Origin of the sequence: Frigoribacterium sp. RIT-PI-h, assembly GCF_001297205.1 — a bacterium.
Lineage (GTDB): Bacteria > Actinomycetota > Actinomycetes > Actinomycetales > Microbacteriaceae > Frigoribacterium.
This window is the reverse complement of the sequence record NZ_LHOZ01000017.1, coordinates 16,721-32,686: the sequence shown is the minus strand read 5'-3', so window position 1 is coordinate 32,686 and position 15,966 is coordinate 16,721. Positions and strand designations below refer to the sequence as shown.

Annotated in this window: 11 protein-coding genes and 1 pseudogene; 4 read left to right on the top strand and 8 right to left on the bottom strand. The window is 72.7% G+C overall.

Annotated elements, in window-relative coordinates:
• Positions 1 to 133 precede the first annotated feature (133 nt).
• Positions 134 to 2,507: pseudogene (gene treY, locus AEQ27_RS01110) on the top strand (malto-oligosyltrehalose synthase).
• A gap of 144 nt (positions 2,508 to 2,651) precedes the next feature.
• The gene (treZ, locus tag AEQ27_RS01105) at positions 2,652 to 4,424 is read left to right on the top strand and encodes a malto-oligosyltrehalose trehalohydrolase (RefSeq protein WP_054145002.1); all 1,773 of its coding nucleotides are present in this window, start codon (positions 2,652 to 2,654) and stop codon (positions 4,422 to 4,424) included.
• A gap of 78 nt (positions 4,425 to 4,502) precedes the next feature.
• Here the strand turns inward: treZ and AEQ27_RS01100 are convergent, their stop codons facing one another.
• The 8 genes from AEQ27_RS01100 to AEQ27_RS01065 form a co-directional block, all read right to left on the bottom strand.
• Entirely contained in the window at positions 4,503 to 5,309 is an 807-nt protein-coding gene (locus AEQ27_RS01100) for a polyprenol monophosphomannose synthase (RefSeq protein ID WP_054145001.1), read from the bottom strand.
• 135 nt (positions 5,310 to 5,444) lie between these two features.
• Positions 5,445 to 6,122 (bottom strand): class F sortase, encoded by a 678-nt coding sequence (locus tag AEQ27_RS01095; RefSeq protein WP_152970069.1) that lies wholly within the window; start codon positions 6,120 to 6,122, stop codon positions 5,445 to 5,447.
• Positions 6,119 to 7,294: a glycosyl hydrolase family 8 gene (locus AEQ27_RS01090; RefSeq protein ID WP_054144999.1), complete on the bottom strand. Its 1,176-nt coding sequence runs from the start codon at positions 7,292 to 7,294 to the stop codon at positions 6,119 to 6,121. Before AEQ27_RS01090 ends, AEQ27_RS01095 begins: the two co-directional genes overlap by 4 nt.
• Positions 7,295 to 7,436: 142 nt before the next feature.
• On the bottom strand, positions 7,437 to 8,303 hold the full coding sequence (locus tag AEQ27_RS01085) for a DUF4397 domain-containing protein (protein ID WP_054144998.1): 867 nt from the start codon (positions 8,301 to 8,303) through the stop codon (positions 7,437 to 7,439).
• 98 nt (positions 8,304 to 8,401) lie between these two features.
• Positions 8,402 to 10,408 carry a glycosyltransferase family 39 protein gene (locus AEQ27_RS01080; protein WP_054144997.1) on the bottom strand — a complete coding sequence of 669 codons (2,007 nt, stop codon included), beginning with the start codon at positions 10,406 to 10,408 and terminating at the stop codon, positions 8,402 to 8,404.
• The gene (locus AEQ27_RS01075) at positions 10,405 to 11,895 is read right to left on the bottom strand and encodes a glycosyltransferase (protein WP_235450933.1); all 1,491 of its coding nucleotides are present in this window, start codon (positions 11,893 to 11,895) and stop codon (positions 10,405 to 10,407) included. Before AEQ27_RS01075 ends, AEQ27_RS01080 begins: the two co-directional genes overlap by 4 nt.
• A 15-nt stretch (positions 11,896 to 11,910) precedes the next feature.
• On the bottom strand, positions 11,911 to 12,522 hold the full coding sequence (locus tag AEQ27_RS01070) for a GtrA family protein (protein ID WP_082383125.1): 612 nt from the start codon (positions 12,520 to 12,522) through the stop codon (positions 11,911 to 11,913).
• 85 nt (positions 12,523 to 12,607) lie between these two features.
• Positions 12,608 to 14,050 (bottom strand): glycosyltransferase, encoded by a 1,443-nt coding sequence (locus AEQ27_RS01065; RefSeq protein ID WP_054144996.1) that lies wholly within the window; start codon positions 14,048 to 14,050, stop codon positions 12,608 to 12,610.
• Positions 14,051 to 14,233: 183 nt separating this feature from the next.
• Here AEQ27_RS01065 and AEQ27_RS01060 point away from each other — a divergent pair, with 183 nt between their 5' ends.
• Positions 14,234 to 15,238 (top strand): aldo/keto reductase family protein, encoded by a 1,005-nt coding sequence (locus AEQ27_RS01060; RefSeq protein WP_054144995.1) that lies wholly within the window; start codon positions 14,234 to 14,236, stop codon positions 15,236 to 15,238.
• Between the two features lie 157 nt (positions 15,239 to 15,395).
• Positions 15,396 to 15,947, top strand: coding sequence for a YceI family protein (locus tag AEQ27_RS01055; RefSeq protein WP_054144994.1), 552 nt, complete (start codon positions 15,396 to 15,398; stop codon positions 15,945 to 15,947).
• The last annotated feature ends 19 nt before the right edge of the window (positions 15,948 to 15,966 follow it).

Here is a 15,966-nt window from a genome sequence, read left to right as displayed (position 1 = left end):
CCCCCCAACCGCCCTCGACCCCGCAGGCCCCCGCGGCCCTGCGGGCCGGCGACCGACTCCCCGTGGTGGGTCGCTCGCTCGTCGTCCTGCGTGCCACGGCCGAGGAAGAACTGTGACCCGACACGAACCGACCATGCACCCGCGTTCGACGTACCGACTCCAGGTGCGCGCCTCCTTCGATCTGGACGCGGCCGCCGACCTGGTGCCGTACCTGCGTGACCTCGGCGCCGACTGGGTCTACCTGTCGCCGATCCTCGCCGCCGAGCCGGGCAGCGACCACGGCTACGACGTCGTCGACCACAGTCGGGTCGACCCCGAGCGCGGCGGTGCCGAGGGCCTCGACGAGCTCTCGACGCGCGCCCACGCCGAGGGCCTCGGCGTACTGGTCGACATCGTGCCGAACCACGTCGGCGTCGCGACCCCGAAGGCGAGCGTCTGGTGGTGGGACCTCCTGACCCACGGCCGCGCGTCCCGCTACGCCGACGCGTTCGACGTCGACTGGGCCGCGGGTGCCGACAAGGTGTTGCTGCCGGTGCTCGGCGAGCCCGCCGCGACGGACGGGTCGATCGAGGGCCTCACGGTCGACGGCGACGAGTTGCACTACTACGACAACGTCTACCCGATCGCCCCGGGCACGAGCTCGCCCGGCGACGACGCCGCCACGGTGCACTCGCGCCAGCACTACGAGTTGGTTCACTGGAAGCGGGCCGACACCGACCTCAACTACCGTCGCTTCTTCGCGGTCAACACCCTCGCGGGCATCCGCGTCGAAGACAGAGGGGTCTTCGCCGAGTCGCACGCCGAGATCGGCCGTTGGTTCTCGGAGGGCCTCGTCGACGGTCTGCGGGTCGACCACCCGGACGGCCTCGCCGACCCCAAGGGCTACCTCGACCTGCTCGCCGCCCTGACCGGCGACGCGCACGTGCTCGTCGAGAAGATCCTCGAGGGCGACGAGCGCCTGCCCGAGGACTGGGCGACGGCCGGCACGACGGGTTACGACGCCCTGGCCGACCTCGACCGCCTCTTCGTCGACCCGAACGGGGCACCCGCCCTCGACGCCCTCGACGCGCGCCTGCGCCGGGCCCGCGGGGTCGACGCCGACGAGCACGCCGCCGGGGCCGACGAGACGACCGGCGACGAGCCCGTCGACTGGCACGAGATGATCCTCGGCACGAAGCGCGGCATCGCCGACGGCATCCTGGGCAGCGAGATCAACCGCCTCGCCCGGCTGATCGCCGAGGGCGGCACCGTCGACCCGTCGGTGGTGGACACGCTGGCCGAGCTGGCCGCGGCCTTCCCGGTGTACCGCAGCTACCTGCCGCAGGGGGCCGACCGGCTGACCGAGGCCGCCGCGGTCGCCACGACCCACCGCCCCGACCTCGCCGCCGCCGTCGCGCGCGTCGTCGCCGTGCTGCGCGACGAGCGCCCCCCGCCTCGGTGCGCTTCCAGCAGACGAGCGGCATGGTCATGGCCAAGGGCGTCGAAGACGCGGCCTTCTACCGCTACAGCCGCCTGGCGACGCTGACCGAGGTGGGTGCCGACCCGAGCGAGTTCTCGCTGACGTCCGACGAGTTCCACGCGCGTCAGCAGGTCCGCCTGGCCGAGCGCCCGTTCGGCATGACGACCCTGTCCACGCACGACACGAAGCGCAGCGCCGACGTCCGTGCCCGCGTCTCGGTGCTGGCCGAGGTCGCCACCGAGTGGGCGGCGACCCTCGAGCGTCTGCGCGAGCTCGCCCCGGTCGGCGCCGGCCCGTTCGAGAACATCCTCTGGCAGACGATCGTCGGCGCGTGGCCCGCGTCGCGCGAGCGCCTGCACGCCTACGCCGAGAAGGCGTCCCGCGAGGCGAGCACGTCGACCACGTGGACCGACCGCACCGACGAGGCCGAGGCCTTCGAAGGGCGGATGCACGCCGCGGTCGACGCCGCCTTCGACGACGACGAGGTGCGTCACGAGGTCGAGCGCATCGTCGACGTCCTCCGCGCACCCGGCTACAGCAACTCGCTCGGCGTGGCGCTGATGCAGCTCACCGGCCCCGGCAGCCCCGACGTCTACCAGGGCGGCGAGCTGTGGGACTTCTCGCTCGTCGACCCCGACAACCGACGCGAGGTCGACTTCGGGCTGCGCCGGCGCCTCCTGGACGAGGTCCGCGGCGGTGCGACGCCGGCGCGCGACGACACCGGCGCCGCCAAGCTCGTCGTGACGCACCCCGCCCTGACGCTGCGCCGCGCCCGCCCCGCCCTGTTCGCGCGGTCCGCCGGGCTGCCGGTCTTCGGCGAGCGGGCCGGTCGGCCGTCGCCGTCGACCGGGGCGGGGCGCTCGCGATCGCGACCCGCCTGCCCGCCGCCCGCGAGAGGGCGGGCGGCTGGGACGCCCCCGTCGTCCTGCCCGCGGGAGGCGCGTACCGCGACGTGCTCACCGGCCGCCGGCCCGAGGGCGGTCGCCTCCGCCTGGCCGACGTGCTCGACACGTACCCCGTCGCCCTGCTGATCCCCGCAGAGGACTGACCCCGTCGGGTCGCGCCGCGTCGCGCCCGACTACCGTCGCCCCCGGCGACACGTCACGACATGCCGCTCACCTCCTGATGTGAGCGGCATGTCGTGCCTTCTCGCCCCTCCCCTCCCCCGCCCCTTCCGAACCCGAGGAGACCGATGAGCGTCTACGACGTCTGGGCCCCGAACGCGACCACCGTGCACCTGCACCTCGACGGCGAGCTGCTGCCACTGGCGGCCGAGCCCGACACCGGCTGGTGGCGCGCCCCCGCCGACCTCGACCGCGGCCCGGGTCACCGCTACGGCTTCGTGCTCGACGGCGGCGACTCCCCCGAAGGCGAGACGCCGCTGCCCGACCCCCGCTCACGTCGCCAGCCCGACGGCGTGCACGGGCTCAGCGAGACCTACGACCCGAGCGCCTTCGCCTGGACGGACGACGCATGGACCGGCCGCCAGCTGGCCGGCTCGGTCGTCTACGAGCTGCACGTCGGCACCTTCACGCCCGAGGGGACGCTCGACTCCGCGATCGAGAAGCTGCCGTACCTCGTCGACCTCGGCGTCGACCTGGTCGAGCTGCTGCCGGTCAACGGCGTCAACGGCCGCTGGAACTGGGGCTACGACGGCGTCGACTGGTTCACGGTCACCGACAACTACGGCGGCCCCGAGGCCTACCAGCGCTTCGTCGACGCCGCGCACGCGGCCGGGCTCGGCGTCGTGCAGGACGTCGTCTACAACCACCTCGGCCCGTCGGGCAACTACCTGCCGCTCTTCGGCCCCTACCTGTCGAGCAAGCACGCCAACACCTGGGGCGACAACGTCAACCTCGACGACGACGGCGCCCAGGAGGTGCGCGAGTTCATCCTCGACAACACGGCCATGTGGCTCGACGACTACCACGTCGACGGTCTGCGCCTCGACGCCGTCCACGCCCTCAAGGACGACAGCGAGGTCCACCTGCTGCAAGAACTGGCCGAGCGCACCGCGGCCCTCAGCAGCCACCTGCGCCGCCCGCTCTCGCTGATCGCCGAGAGCGACCTCAACGACCCGCGTCTGATCACCCCGCGCGACGGCGGTGGCTTCGGCCCCGACCACCGCCAGGGCTACGGCCTCGACGCGCAGTGGAGCGATGACTTCCACCACGCGGTGCACGTCGCGCTGACCGGCGAGACGACGGGCTACTACGCCGACTTCGAGCCCCTCGGCGCCCTCGCCAAGGTGCTGACCAAGGGCTTCTTCCACGACGGCACCTGGTCGTCGTTCCGCGAGGCGACGCACGGGCACCCGGTCGACACCGAGCACATGCCGACCTGGCGACTGGTGGTGGCCAACCAGAACCACGACCAGATCGGCAACCGGGCGATCGGTGACCGCCTGGCGGCGACGCTCGACGACGGGCAGCTGATCATCGCCGCGACGCTCACCCTGGCCGGCCCGTACACGCCGATGCTCTTCATGGGCGAGGAGTGGGGCGCCTCGACCCCCTGGCAGTTCTTCACCTCGCACCCCGAGCACGATCTGGGCGAGGCGACGGCGAAGGGCCGCATCGAGGAGTTCGCGAAGATGGGCTGGGACGAGTCGTCCGTGCCCGACCCGCAGGAGCCCTCGACCTTCGAGAACAGCAAGCTCGACTGGTCCGAGCTCGAGACCGGCCGTCACGCGGTGCTGCTCGACGCGTACCGCCGCCTGGGCGCCCTGCGCCGCAGCGAGCCCGCGCTCACCGACCCCCGCTTCGGCGAGACCGGCGTCGAGTACGACGGCGACGCCCGCTGGCTGGTTCTGACGCGTGGCGACCTGCGGATCGCGATCAACCTCGCCGACCAGGAGGCGCGGGTCGCGGTGAGCGCCGAGACCGTCCTGTTCGCCAGCGACGAGTCGATCGTCCCGGGTGCGAGCCTGCTGCTCCCGGCGCACTCGGTCGCGATCGTCCGCTGACGCGGGCACGGACGACGCGGGCGTGGACGATGCGCGCCCGGGGCTGACCACCCCGGGCGCGCGCGTGCCGCCTCCCGGCTAGCGCGTCGACACGTCGCCGCGCACGGGACCGACCCGGTGCGAGGTGGCGCGGACGCTCGGCAGGCGACGGTGTCGCACGACCAGTTCGACGACGGCGCGGGCCCGTCGTCGCAGACCCCACAGGGTCACCTTGGTCAGCGACTCCCGGACGATCGAGCCGCTCATCTTCGAGGCGCCGTGGATGCGCTCGGTGAACGTGATCGGGGTCTCGACGACCCGCAGGCCCGCCTGGAGCGCGCGCCAGAGAAGGTCGACCTGGAAGCAGTAACCGCGTGACTCGACCCGGTCGAGGTCGATGCGGCGCAGCGCCGACGACCGGAACACCCGGAACCCGCCGGTCGTGTCGGCCACCCGGATGCCCAGGGCGCCGCGCGTGTACCAGCTTCCGCCGCGGCTGAGCAGCTTCCGACGCAGCGGCCAGTTCTCGACGGCACCGCCGGGTACCCACCGCGAGCCGAGCACGAGGTCGTTCTCGCGCAGCAGCTCGAGCATGCCGGGCAGGTACTCGGGGTGGTGCGAGCCGTCGGCGTCCATCTCGACGAGGGCGTCGTAGCCGCGCTCGAGTCCCCAGGCGAAGCCGGCCAGGTAGGCCGCGCCGAGGCCGGCCTTCGCGGTGCGGTGCATCACGTGCACACGGGGGTCGCGGTCGGCGTAGGCGTCGGCCAGCTCGCCGGTGCCGTCGGGCGAGCCGTCGTCGACGACGAGCACGTCGACCGAGGCACCGGAGGCGAGGGTGCGCCCCACGATCCAGTCGAGGTTCTCGCGCTCGTTGAAGGTCGGGATGATGACGAGGGCGTCGTTCATGGTGGGGTCCTTTCCCGTCGGGTGGGAGTCGGAGGTGTCGGGTGTCGGGTGTCCGGTGTCGGGCGTCGGTGTTCGGGTTGGGTCGGGTGCCGGGAGGTCAGGAGGCGCGGCGCGGCGGTCGGGGGCGGCCGCCGGTCACGAGGTCACGAGGTCCGCGAACACGATCAGGTTGTCGACGTAGTGCCCGGTGGACCGGGCGAATGGCCCGTCGCGGGTGATCAGCCGCAGGCGGGGGGGCGGGCTGGCACCGTAGACGTCGCTGGTCGGGGACGTCGCCTGCGGGGTGCGCTCGCTGCCGGTGACGCGGAGGGTCGCGACCGAGCCGGTGGACAGCGTGACCTGCACCTCGTCGCCGGGCACGAGCTTCGCCAGGTCGACGAAGACCGCAGGGCCCGAGCCCGAGTCGACATGCCCGGCGATGACGGCCGGTCCCCCCGCTCCGGGGACGGCTCCGTCCTGGTACCAGCCCGCCGACTGCCACTCCTTCGGCGGGTCGGGCTCGCCCCTCGCCCCGAGCCCCCGGGCCTCCGGGCCCGAGTCGACGCCCCTCGGCGGGATCGGGACGCGGACGGGCGCGGCGTCCGCCCGGGGCGCGGGGGACGACGGTGCCGCCGGGTCCTGGAAGGCACCGGCCGACCCGCTGGCTGGGTCCGGCGTCGCGGTGGCCGACGACGTGGCCGCGGTCGAGGTGCCCGTGTCATCGGGCCGGTCGGCGACGGCGGCCGCGGTCACCCCGCCGGCGACGAGCACCAGGGCGGCACCGACGGCGAGGGCGGCGGCGCGATGGCCGGTCACGAAGGTCGCGAGGCTCATCCGGCCACCGCCAGGGGCGAGCACGCGCCGAGGCTCGTGCCCTCGAGCTGCAGGGCGGCCAGCGCCGCCCAGGCGGTGCCGTAGTACGTCGGGGTCGACTGCGACAGGGCGTCGGCGGTGCGCAGGTCGGCGGCGGCCCGGTCGTGCTGGCCGTCGCTGGCCTCGGCCGCCGCGCGGGCGGCGTAGGCGAGCGGGCTCTGGTCCGAGCCGACCGACTGACCGCCGAGGTCGAGCTGCATGGGCAGCTCGTCGTAACGCTGCAGCACGGAGGCCATCGACGCGGCACGGGCCACGTCGTCCGGCTGGCACGACTCGGCGTAGCGCAGGGCGAGCCGGCCGGCGTCGTAGCTGTACTGCACGGTGCCCGACGAGCCGTCGGCGCTCGGCAGCGGGACGGTCGTGCCGTCCTGCCGCACCTGGGCCCAGTCGCTCGGCAGGGCCGTCGACGAGAGGATGTTCGTGGTCACGGCCCTCGAACCGGCCTCGAGCTCGGCCCACCGAGGGTCGCCGCTGACGGCGCCGAGCTGCGCGAAGGTGGCGGGCGAGGCATACGAGGGGTTGTACGACCACGGGCCGGGGCCCGCCGCCCACGGGCCGGGCAGCAGGATGCGGCCGACGTCGGTCGAGACCGTCATCTCGTCGAGCACGTCCGTGCCGAGGTCGACGCCCGCGGTGGTGAGGTCGGGTCGGTCGAACGTCGAGCCGGCGAGCACGAGGGCCCGGGCCGCGTCGACGTCGGCGTCGCTGGCGGGCATGTCGTCGACCACCGCGCCGTCCTTCCACTGCCAGGCGAGCAGTCCGTCGGGACGGACGAGCTCGTCCTCCGTCCAACGCCAGATGGCGTCGAACCGCTTCTCGTCGCCCACGGCGACCGCGACGAGCAGCCCGTAGGCCTGCCCTTCGCTCACGGTGTCGTCGCCCTGGTCGCGCCGGACGACGCGGCCGTCGTCGTCGACGTAGTCCGCCAGGAAGTCCTCACCGATCTCGGTGGCCGTCCGGGCCTGCGGGGTCGCGGTGCCCGCGCCGGGGGTGCCGGTCGCGTCCGCACCGCCGCCTGCCTGGTCCGTCGACGGGCCGCCGGGCCCTCCGACGACGAGGGAGGCGATGCCGGCCGTGACGGCGAGAGCCACCACGACGGCCGCTGCGAGCAGCGCCTTCGTCTTCTTCGTCATGTCGTCCTCTTCTCCTGCCCGATGGTGCCGGGCGTCGGTCGTGCGGTGGGGCGGGGAGCCGAGGAGGCGCGGTGCGGTGTGTCGCCCACCGCGCCTCCTCGTCCTGCCGGGCTGCGCTCGTCGTGCCGGGTCGTGCGGGTCGTCAGACCCCGAACCAGCCGAGCACGGTGGCCCAGAGGCCCTTGGGCTCGCTCTTCTGCGGGTGCTCGGCGAGGTAGCCGCCACCCGTCTGAACGCCGCCGACGGGTGCCTGGGCGGTGGCCGCGCTGGCGACCACGGGCACGACGGTCAGGCCGCCGGTCGAGTTGTCGAGCACGCACCGGGTGTTGGTGCTGCCGGCCGTGAGGTCGACGTCGCTCGTGCCGGTGACCTTCTGACCGGTCAGGTCGAGGGCCCACGGGCCGGCCGCGACCTGGGCGTAGCCGCTCGCGCTGCCGAAGGGTGCCTTCTCGGCGATGGTGGTGCCCGTGCTGGTCGCGACGGTGACGGTCTTGCTCACGTTCGCGGCCTGCACGAGACGGACCTTGGCCTGGCCGTCGGCGGGCGGCGTCCGGTCGTCCTTGAAGACCTGCGTCTCGAGGTCGTCGTTCGGGCCGTACGCGACGGCCGTGATCGGCTGGCCGCTCCCCCCCGGGACGTTGGCCGCGATGACGGGCTTCGCGCTGGCGGGGGCGTCGGCCGCGGTCCTCGCGACCACGGAGGTGCCGGCGGCCCGCGCCCGGGAGGGGCTGACCTGACCGTAGGTGACGTCGTCGAGGGCCATGACGCCCTGCCCGCCCTTGAGCGAGGTCAGGGTCACGTCGACGGCCTTCGTGTCGGGCGAGAGGTGGCCGACGCGCACCCAGCCGTCGCCGTCGGCGGCGTGCGCGGGTGACGTGCCCACGAGGGCGCCGGCGAGGGCGACCCCGGTGGCGGCGGTGAGGGCGAGCACCGTCGCGAGACGGCGGCGCCGGGTCGGGACGGCGGTGACGGCGGCGGGGGCGCCGGTGGGGCGTGAGAGGGAAGCCACGGAGGCTGGTCCTTTCCGGTCGGGTGGCCCACCCGGGACGGGGGGGACGCGGTGAGGGGGTGGCGGGGCCCGCCCGAGGACGGGCACCGGCGTGGCGATCAGTTCGAGAGGACGCCGGTCGGGGCGACGGCCGAGAAGGTGACGCGGAGGCCGTCACCCGAGGGGACGACCGACTCGGGGACGTAGACGCTGCCCAGACCCTCGAGCGTCGCCTGCAGCTCGTCGACGGACTGACCGCCCTGCGGGGTGACGTCGAACTGCCGGAACAGGGCGTCCTGCTCGCCCGGCAGGGCCTCGGGATCGGCGACCGAGATCGGCCCCAGGGCGGCGAGCTGGCCGAGCACGATGATCGCGCGCGGATCGACCCGGCCGTCCGAGAGCGCCGACGACAGGGTGGACGAGATCTGCAGGTTCGGGTTCTGGGCGAGTTCGGCCCCGGCCTGCGCGCGGGCCGACGCGGCGTCGTCCGCTTCGGTCTGCGCCTGGGCGGCGCCCTGGCTGTCGATCTGCCGGACGTTGACCTGCTGGTCGCCGTCGCCGAACGAGGCGATGACGGTCGAGTTCGCGAGGGCCTCGCGGATCTCGGGCGAGGTGGGCCCCGAGGTGCGGACCGACTCGGTCTCGAACAGGTAGTCCGAGTCACGCCAGCCGTTCGGCGACTGCGCCTGGACGGCACCGTCGGTGTCGATCTTGTAGAACCAGATCACGTTGTCGCGGGAGAAGCCGGCCTTGACCAGGTCGACCCACACGGCGTCGTCCACCAGCAGGCGGCTGTCCTTCGGCACGTTCGTCTCGACCCAGCTCTCGGCGTTGCGCATGGGCGCGTCGAGGTCGGCGTCGAGGAAGCCGCGCAACTGCACGGCCCAGAGCGGGACGATCGCGACGACGGCCGCGAGGGTGAGGGCGAGCCAGGCGACCGAGCCGGTGCGGGTGGCCGCGGTCGAGAGCGCGCCGGCCCGGCGGGCACGGAACGCCTTGACGGCGTGGTCCGTGACGGCCGCGACGAGCAGCGCCGCGAACGGCAGCAGCATGATCACGTAGGGCACCGGCAGGTAGCCGCCGGGGCGGAACATGAACGCGATCAGGAAGACCATCATCACGCCCAGCGGACGCACCTTCTTGATGAAGACCGCGACGATCGAGGCGAGCGTGCCGAGCACGATGAGCACCTGGTCGAGCTGCCACCACTGCGACACCGTGGCGAAGAACAGGCTGCCGGTGTCGAAGACCGAGCCGCTGGCCTCGCGGGTCGCGAGCTGGAACTGGATGCCCTCGAGCAGGCTCACCCGGCCGGCGCCGGGCAGCAGTTCGCCCTTCACCGCGGCGAGCGCGACGTAGCCGAGGCCGACGAGCACGAGCAGGCTGCCCGCGATCGACAAGGTGTACCGACGGGTCGAGGTGTCGGCCCCGCGCCACATCATCCAGGCCAGGAAGGGCAGCGCGAGCAGGTAGGTCTCCTTCGAGAGCACCGCGATGCCGAACGACAGCGAGGCCGCAGCGAAGCCGGCGAGCTGGTACCGCTTGCTCAGGGCGAAGACGAACGCGGCGAGCAACCACGGGGTGGCGACGTTGTCGAGGTAGACCGTGCGGTGGAACTGCAGGGCCAGTGGCGACACGGCGAACACGAGACCGGCCACGGCGGCCGCGGGACGACTGAGCCCGAGCTTGCGGCCGAGCAGCCAGACGAGCGCGACCGAGACGACCGTGAAGAAGAGCATCGCTTCACGAGCCGCGAGCACGGCGACGTCGTAGCGGGAGAAGGCACCGGTCAAGGCAGTGTAGGCCGAGATCTGCAGCCAGCCGACGGGTGGGTGGTCGTACCAGTAGGTGTAGTGGGTGATCTCGCCGAGGTTCTGGATCGCCCAGGCCTGGGCGGCGTAGGTCCCCTCGTCGTCGATGCGCTGAGGCGAGCCGTCCATGTTGAACGCCATGACGACGGCGGCGATCGCGAGCACGGGCAGCAGCCACGCGAGGCTCGCGCCGTGCCGACGCAACCACGACGCGGGTTCGGAGCGCCGCGGGTCCTTGGTGGGGACCACGGGGGTGCCCGGGCCGTTCGACACGGTGGTGTCGGCCGCGCGGGGGCGGTTCAGCGTGCTGGTCATCGGTCACCTCCGGTCATGGCCAGGGCGGGCTCCTGCTGGGAGGCGCGGGGCGCCTCCTGCGGTTCGGTCGCGACCTCGTCGCGGTGCGCTCCCGTGTGCTCGGTCTTCTCCCACGCGTTGAGGCCCTTCAGCTGGCGGAAGACCGCCCGGACCGCGGCCAGCGCGAGGAAGATCTGGTACGGCAGCAGGCCCCAGACGAGACGGAAGTAGTCCCGGGCCCGGACCTTCTGCCCGTAGACCCGGCCGAACTCGCGCAGACCGGTGAACTCGACGGCCAGCAGCACGAGCGTCGGAGCCAGGGGCACGAACGAGACGAGTGCGATGGCGGTCGGCACCTTGGTGGTCAGGATCAGGATGATCGAGACGGGGATCAGCAGACCGGTGGCGGCCTGGATGAACGGCATGGTCAGCAGGTAGCGGGCCATGAGGCGCTGGCGCAGACGGGGCAGCTTCTTCCACTCGCCCTTGCCGTACACCTGCATGAAGCCCTGGTTCCAGCGGGTGCGCTGCTTGAGCAGCGAGACGAAGGTGCCGGGGGTCTCCTCGCGGGTGACGACCTCGGGGCTGTAGGCCACGACGACCTTGGCGCCGGCGCTCGAGAGGCGGACCCCGAGCTCGCAGTCCTCGGCGAGGCACTCGGCGTCCCAGCCCTCGGACCAGTCGAGCCAGTCCTTGCGCACGAAGACGGTGTTGCCGCCGAGCGGGATGAACTTCTCCTTGGCGTGGAAGTGCAGGCGGGACCGGAACCAGAAGTAGTACTCGAGCACGTTGCGGAGGCTCCACCAGCTGCTCTGGAAGTTCATCAGCTGGACGCCGCCCTGCACCACGTCGGCGTCGGTCTCGGTGAACCGCGAGTCGACGAGCGTCAGCAGGCGCGGGTGGACCTCGTCCTCGGCGTCGAACACGCCGACGATCTCCCCGCGCGACGACTGCAGCGCCAGGTTCAGCGCCTTGGGCTTGTTCTTCGGCACGCTCGAGTCGACGACCACGCGGATGAGCTCGGGGTGACGGGCCGCGGCCTCGCGGGCGACCCGCTCGGTGCCGGGGTCGTCGTGGCCCACGATGGCGATGATCTCGAAGTCCGGGTGGTCCTGCTGGGCGAGACGGTCGAGGGTCTGGCCCATGACCTCCTCCTCGTGTCGGCCGGGGACGAGCAGGGTGAACGAATGGGCGGCGTCGAGCGGGTTCTCGCTGAACTGGCTGTCGTCGAGGTTGTCCTTCGACCGCCAGGCGTGGAGCATCCACCAGAGGGTCGACACGGCGACGGCGGTCAGCAGGATCGTCACGACGATCAGGGACGAGTAGCCGATCCATTCGAGGGGCGACCAGTCGGGCAACTGGAAGCCGATCATGGACTCGGCGGCACCGGTCGAGCCACGGTTCGGGACGAACTGGGACGGGTCGGCGGGTGCTTGCGGGGTGAGCAGCGGCGCGGGTTCGCCTGCCGCGAGATGTGATGTCGGGATCTGGGTCGGGTCAGTCGACACAGGATCACTCTCCAGTCAGTGGGTCGGGTGCAGGTGGGTCTGCGTGGTGTTCTGTCGGGTGGTTTCGTCGGTCGGCCGGGAGCCGGTGACGGTGGCGAACGCGGCCGACGCGTCGGGGGTGTCGGCCGGGGGGGTGACCGCGGACGAGCCGCGGAAGACGAGGTGGCGGTAGGCCACGTACCGGAAGGCCGTCCCGAGCACGAGGCCGACGCCGTTGGCCGCGACGTTGTCGGCGAGCTGGCTGGTGAAGCCGAGCAGGTAGTGCGAGACGAACAGGCAGGCCGAGGCGATCAGCAGGCCGCCCACGTTCACGAGGCCGAAGGTGACGGCCTCGCGGACGACGGCCTGGGTGCGGCCCTCACGGAAGGTGAGGTAGCGGTTGCCGAGCCAGGCGACCGCCGTTGCGACGATCACCGAGACGACCTTGGCGCCGATGGGCTTGTCGTCGAGCAGGGTGGCGCGCAGCAGGTTGTACACGCCGACGTCGACGACGAAGGCGATCCCGCCCACGGCGCCGAAGGTCGCGAGCTCCTTCACCCGGGCGACGAGGCGCAGGGATGGTGTCGGGTTCGTCGAGGCGGCACGGGCGGGACGTGCCCCCTGAACGGGGTACTCGGGTTCGGGCATGACACCGGTTCGGGGGGGATCACGGAATCGGTTTGGTCGGGGTACGCACATCAGGGCCAACTGCCAGAGAGCCGACATCTGCCGTTCATCCGAGGGCGGGTCCGTCGACCCCGACGGGTCGACCGCCGCGGATCGGGTCGCCCGACGCGGACGGACCCTCGACCCTCGGCCGCACGGTCGCGAGCTCCGCCCCGACCGCCGCCGCGACGGCGACGAGGGTGACCAGCCGGTCGGGCACCGAACCGACGACGACCAGGAGGCGCTCCCGCCCCGTCGCCCGCCGCCCCTGTTCCGCGGCCGCCTCCGTCGTGCCCCCGACGTCCAGGAGCTGCGAGAGCATCCAGGGCAGCACCGGCACCGCCGCGAGCGCGATCACGGGGGCGGGCGCGCCGACCAGGACCGTCGACACGAGTGCCGAGGCCGTCACGATCGTCACGCCGGCGTCCAGCAGCGGCTCGGTGAGCATACCGAGGGCACGGCGACGCACCCTCGGCCTGAGCCGACGCCAGTCCCCGTGGCCGAGCACCTGCAGGCAACCCCGGACCCACGACGACCGGGCACGGGCCAGGCCGCGCAGCCCGCCCGGCGAACGCCCGACGGCGGTCGTCTCGGGTGAGGTCGCGATGACGACGCGGGCCCCGGCCACCGGCACGCGGACGCCGCGGTCCAGGCCCGCCTCGACACAGGTCGCATCCCAGCCCCCCGACCACGCGAGCCAGGCGTGACGCACGAAGAGCGTGCTGTCCGACAGCGGCACGAAGCCGGCCCGACCGTGGGAGCGGACCACCGACCGGGACCACCACCACCGGCCGACGGCCGACCGGGGCGCCCACCAGGGCGCCGCCTCGCGTGCCGGCCGACCGGCGTGCGGGACCGCGTCGGCGTCGGTGCGGGTCAGGCCCGAGTCGACGAGGGGGACGAGCCGTGGGGGGGGGCGGTCGCCCGCCGCGAAGACCCCGACCACGCCGTCGCCGACCTCGGCGAGCGCCTCGACGAGCGACGAGGCGACCCCGGGCGGACGTCCGGCGCGGGGCCCCGCTCGGACGACCTGGACACGCCCGGGGTGCCGCCGCACGGCGGAGGACGCGACGTCGAGCGTCAGCGTGTCGTCCGGATCGACGGCGACGAGGACGCGCACGTGGGGGGGCTGCTGCCGCGCCAGCGGGTCGAGGGTGACGGCCAGGCCGGCCGGGCCACGCGCCGGCACCAGCGCGGTGAAGGCGTGCGCCGGGGGCAGCACCGGGCCGTCGAGGTCGCGGTGGCCGAGTTCCTCCTGCTCGCGGACGAGGTGGAGCCTGTGCACGATGCGACGGATCGAGACCAGCAGGACCAGGGCGACGAGCACGGCGAGCAGCAGGAAACCGGCCCACTGCAGGCTCGACCAGTCGGCCCACGGCAGGGCGGCCGAGGCGTCGTCCACCGGGCCGGAGGGCAGGCCGCCTCGGTTGGGCACGAACGGCGTGGGCGTCGCGGGCAGCGTCGGCGTGAGGACGGGGCCGGGCGCCGCGAGGGGCGGGGCGGAGGTCACGGTGGTGCTCCAGTCGGGTCGGGTCAGCGGGAGCTCTGGACGCCCGCCCCCGGGTGGGACCGCGGCGTCCGACGGATGGTGTCCCCCAGTCGGGGGACATGATCTGATGAATCGTCACTGTACGCCTTCCGAGTCGGCCGCACCCCCCTTCGCTGCGCCCGCCGCGACGCGTAGCGTGGGGTCATGGAATTCAGACACCTCGGCGACAGCGGACTCAAGATCTCGGAGATCACCTACGGCAACTGGCTGACGCACGCGTCCCAGGTCGAGAACGACGTGGCGACGCAGTGCGTCCGCGCGGCCCTCGACGCCGGCATCTCGACCTTCGACACCGCCGACGCCTATGCGAACACGGCGGCCGAACAGGTCCTCGGCGACGCCCTCAAGGGCGAGCGTCGCGAGAGCCTCGAGATCTTCACGAAGGTCTACTGGCCCACCGGCCCCCGCGGGCACAACGACGTCGGCCTCAGCCGCAAGCACGTGCTCGAGTCGATCGACGGGTCGCTCCGTCGCCTCGGCACCGACTACGTCGACCTCTACCAGGCCCACCGCTACGACCACGAGACCCCGCTCGAAGAGACCATGCAGGCCTTCGCCGACGTGGTCCGTGCCGGCAAGGCGCTCTACATCGGCGTCAGCGAGTGGACGGCCGAGCAGATCCGCGCCGGCCACGAGCTCGCGGTCGAGCACGGTGTGCAGCTGATCTCGAACCAGCCGCAGTACTCGATGCTCTGGCGCGTCATCGAGTCCGACGTCGTGCCGGCGAGCAAGCAGCACGGCCTCGGCCAGATCGTCTGGTCGCCCGTCGCCCAGGGTGTCCTGACCGGCAAGTACAAGCCGGGTGCCGAGCTGCCCGCGGGCAGCCGCGCGACCGACGACAAGGGAGGCGCGGACACGATCAAGCGCTTCCTCACCGACGAGGTGCTCACCGGCGTCGCGAAGCTCGAGCCGATCGCCGCCGACCTCGGCCTCTCGATGGCCCAGCTGGCCATCGCGTGGGTGCTGCAGAACGACAACGTGGCGTCCGCGATCATCGGGGCCTCGCGCCCCGAGCAGGTGGCCGACAACGTCAAGGCGGCGGGTGTGGTGCTGCCGGCCGACGTCATGTCCCGCATCGACGAGGCGCTCGGCGACCTCGCGGAGAAGGACCCCGGCAAGACGGTCTCGCCCGAGCGTCGCCCGGCGTGACCCCGCGGCCGGCCCGACCTCGGACGGGCCGGCCGACACCCCCTCGACATCTTCCGGACACCCCGGGAATGTTGTCCGGCTGGATGCGCTTGCATATACTCGTACCAGCTTCGATGACACGTCATCGACCTCGACCTCACAGATTCAGGAGAACACCATGACCATCACCGCAGAGAAGATCCCCGCCGGCACCTGGAACCTCGACCCCACGCACAGCGAGGTCTCGTTCAGCGTCCGCCACCTGGCCATCAGCAAGGTCAAGGGCTCGTTCGAGTCCTTCGACGCCTCGCTCGTCACGGCCGAGGACCACACCGCCTCGAAGGTCACCGCCTCGATCGACGTGGCCTCGGTCAACACCAACCAGAAGGACCGCGACGGTCACCTGCAGACCGGCGACTTCTTCCTCGCCGAAGAGCACCCCAAGATGACCTTCGTGTCGACCAGCATCGAGGAGAAGGGCGACGACGCGTTCCTCGTGCACGGCGACCTGACCCTGCGCGGCGTCACCAAGCCCGTCACCCTGAAGAGCGAGTTCGGCGGCCTCGTCGTCGACGGCTACGGCCAGACCAAGCTCGGCTTCTCGGCGACCACCAAGATCGACCGCACCGAGTTCGGCGTCACCTGGAACGCGGCCCTCGAGGCCGGCGGCTTCACCCTCGGCAACGACGTCACCGTCACGCTCGAGATCCAGTTCACGCTCGCCGCGTAGGCAGCAGCGTCCCGAAGGG

What these genes read in the sequence shown, in the direction of transcription:
- treZ (WP_054145002.1), top strand. Translation starts at nt 2,652, where the DNA reads ATGAGCGTCTACGACGTCTGGGCCCCGAACGCGACCACCGTGCACCTG.
- AEQ27_RS01100 (WP_054145001.1), bottom strand. Translation starts at nt 5,309, where the DNA reads ATGAACGACGCCCTCGTCATCATCCCGACCTTCAACGAGCGCGAGAAC.
- AEQ27_RS01095 (WP_152970069.1), bottom strand. Translation starts at nt 6,122, where the DNA reads ATGAGCCTCGCGACCTTCGTGACCGGCCATCGCGCCGCCGCCCTCGCC.
- AEQ27_RS01090 (WP_054144999.1), bottom strand. Translation starts at nt 7,294, where the DNA reads ATGACGAAGAAGACGAAGGCGCTGCTCGCAGCGGCCGTCGTGGTGGCT.
- AEQ27_RS01080 (WP_054144997.1), bottom strand. Translation starts at nt 10,408, where the DNA reads ATGACCAGCACGCTGAACCGCCCCCGCGCGGCCGACACCACCGTGTCG.
- AEQ27_RS01070 (WP_082383125.1), bottom strand. Translation starts at nt 12,522, where the DNA reads ATGCCCGAACCCGAGTACCCCGTTCAGGGGGCACGTCCCGCCCGTGCC.
- AEQ27_RS01060 (WP_054144995.1), top strand. Translation starts at nt 14,234, where the DNA reads ATGGAATTCAGACACCTCGGCGACAGCGGACTCAAGATCTCGGAGATC.
- AEQ27_RS01055 (WP_054144994.1), top strand. Translation starts at nt 15,396, where the DNA reads ATGACCATCACCGCAGAGAAGATCCCCGCCGGCACCTGGAACCTCGAC.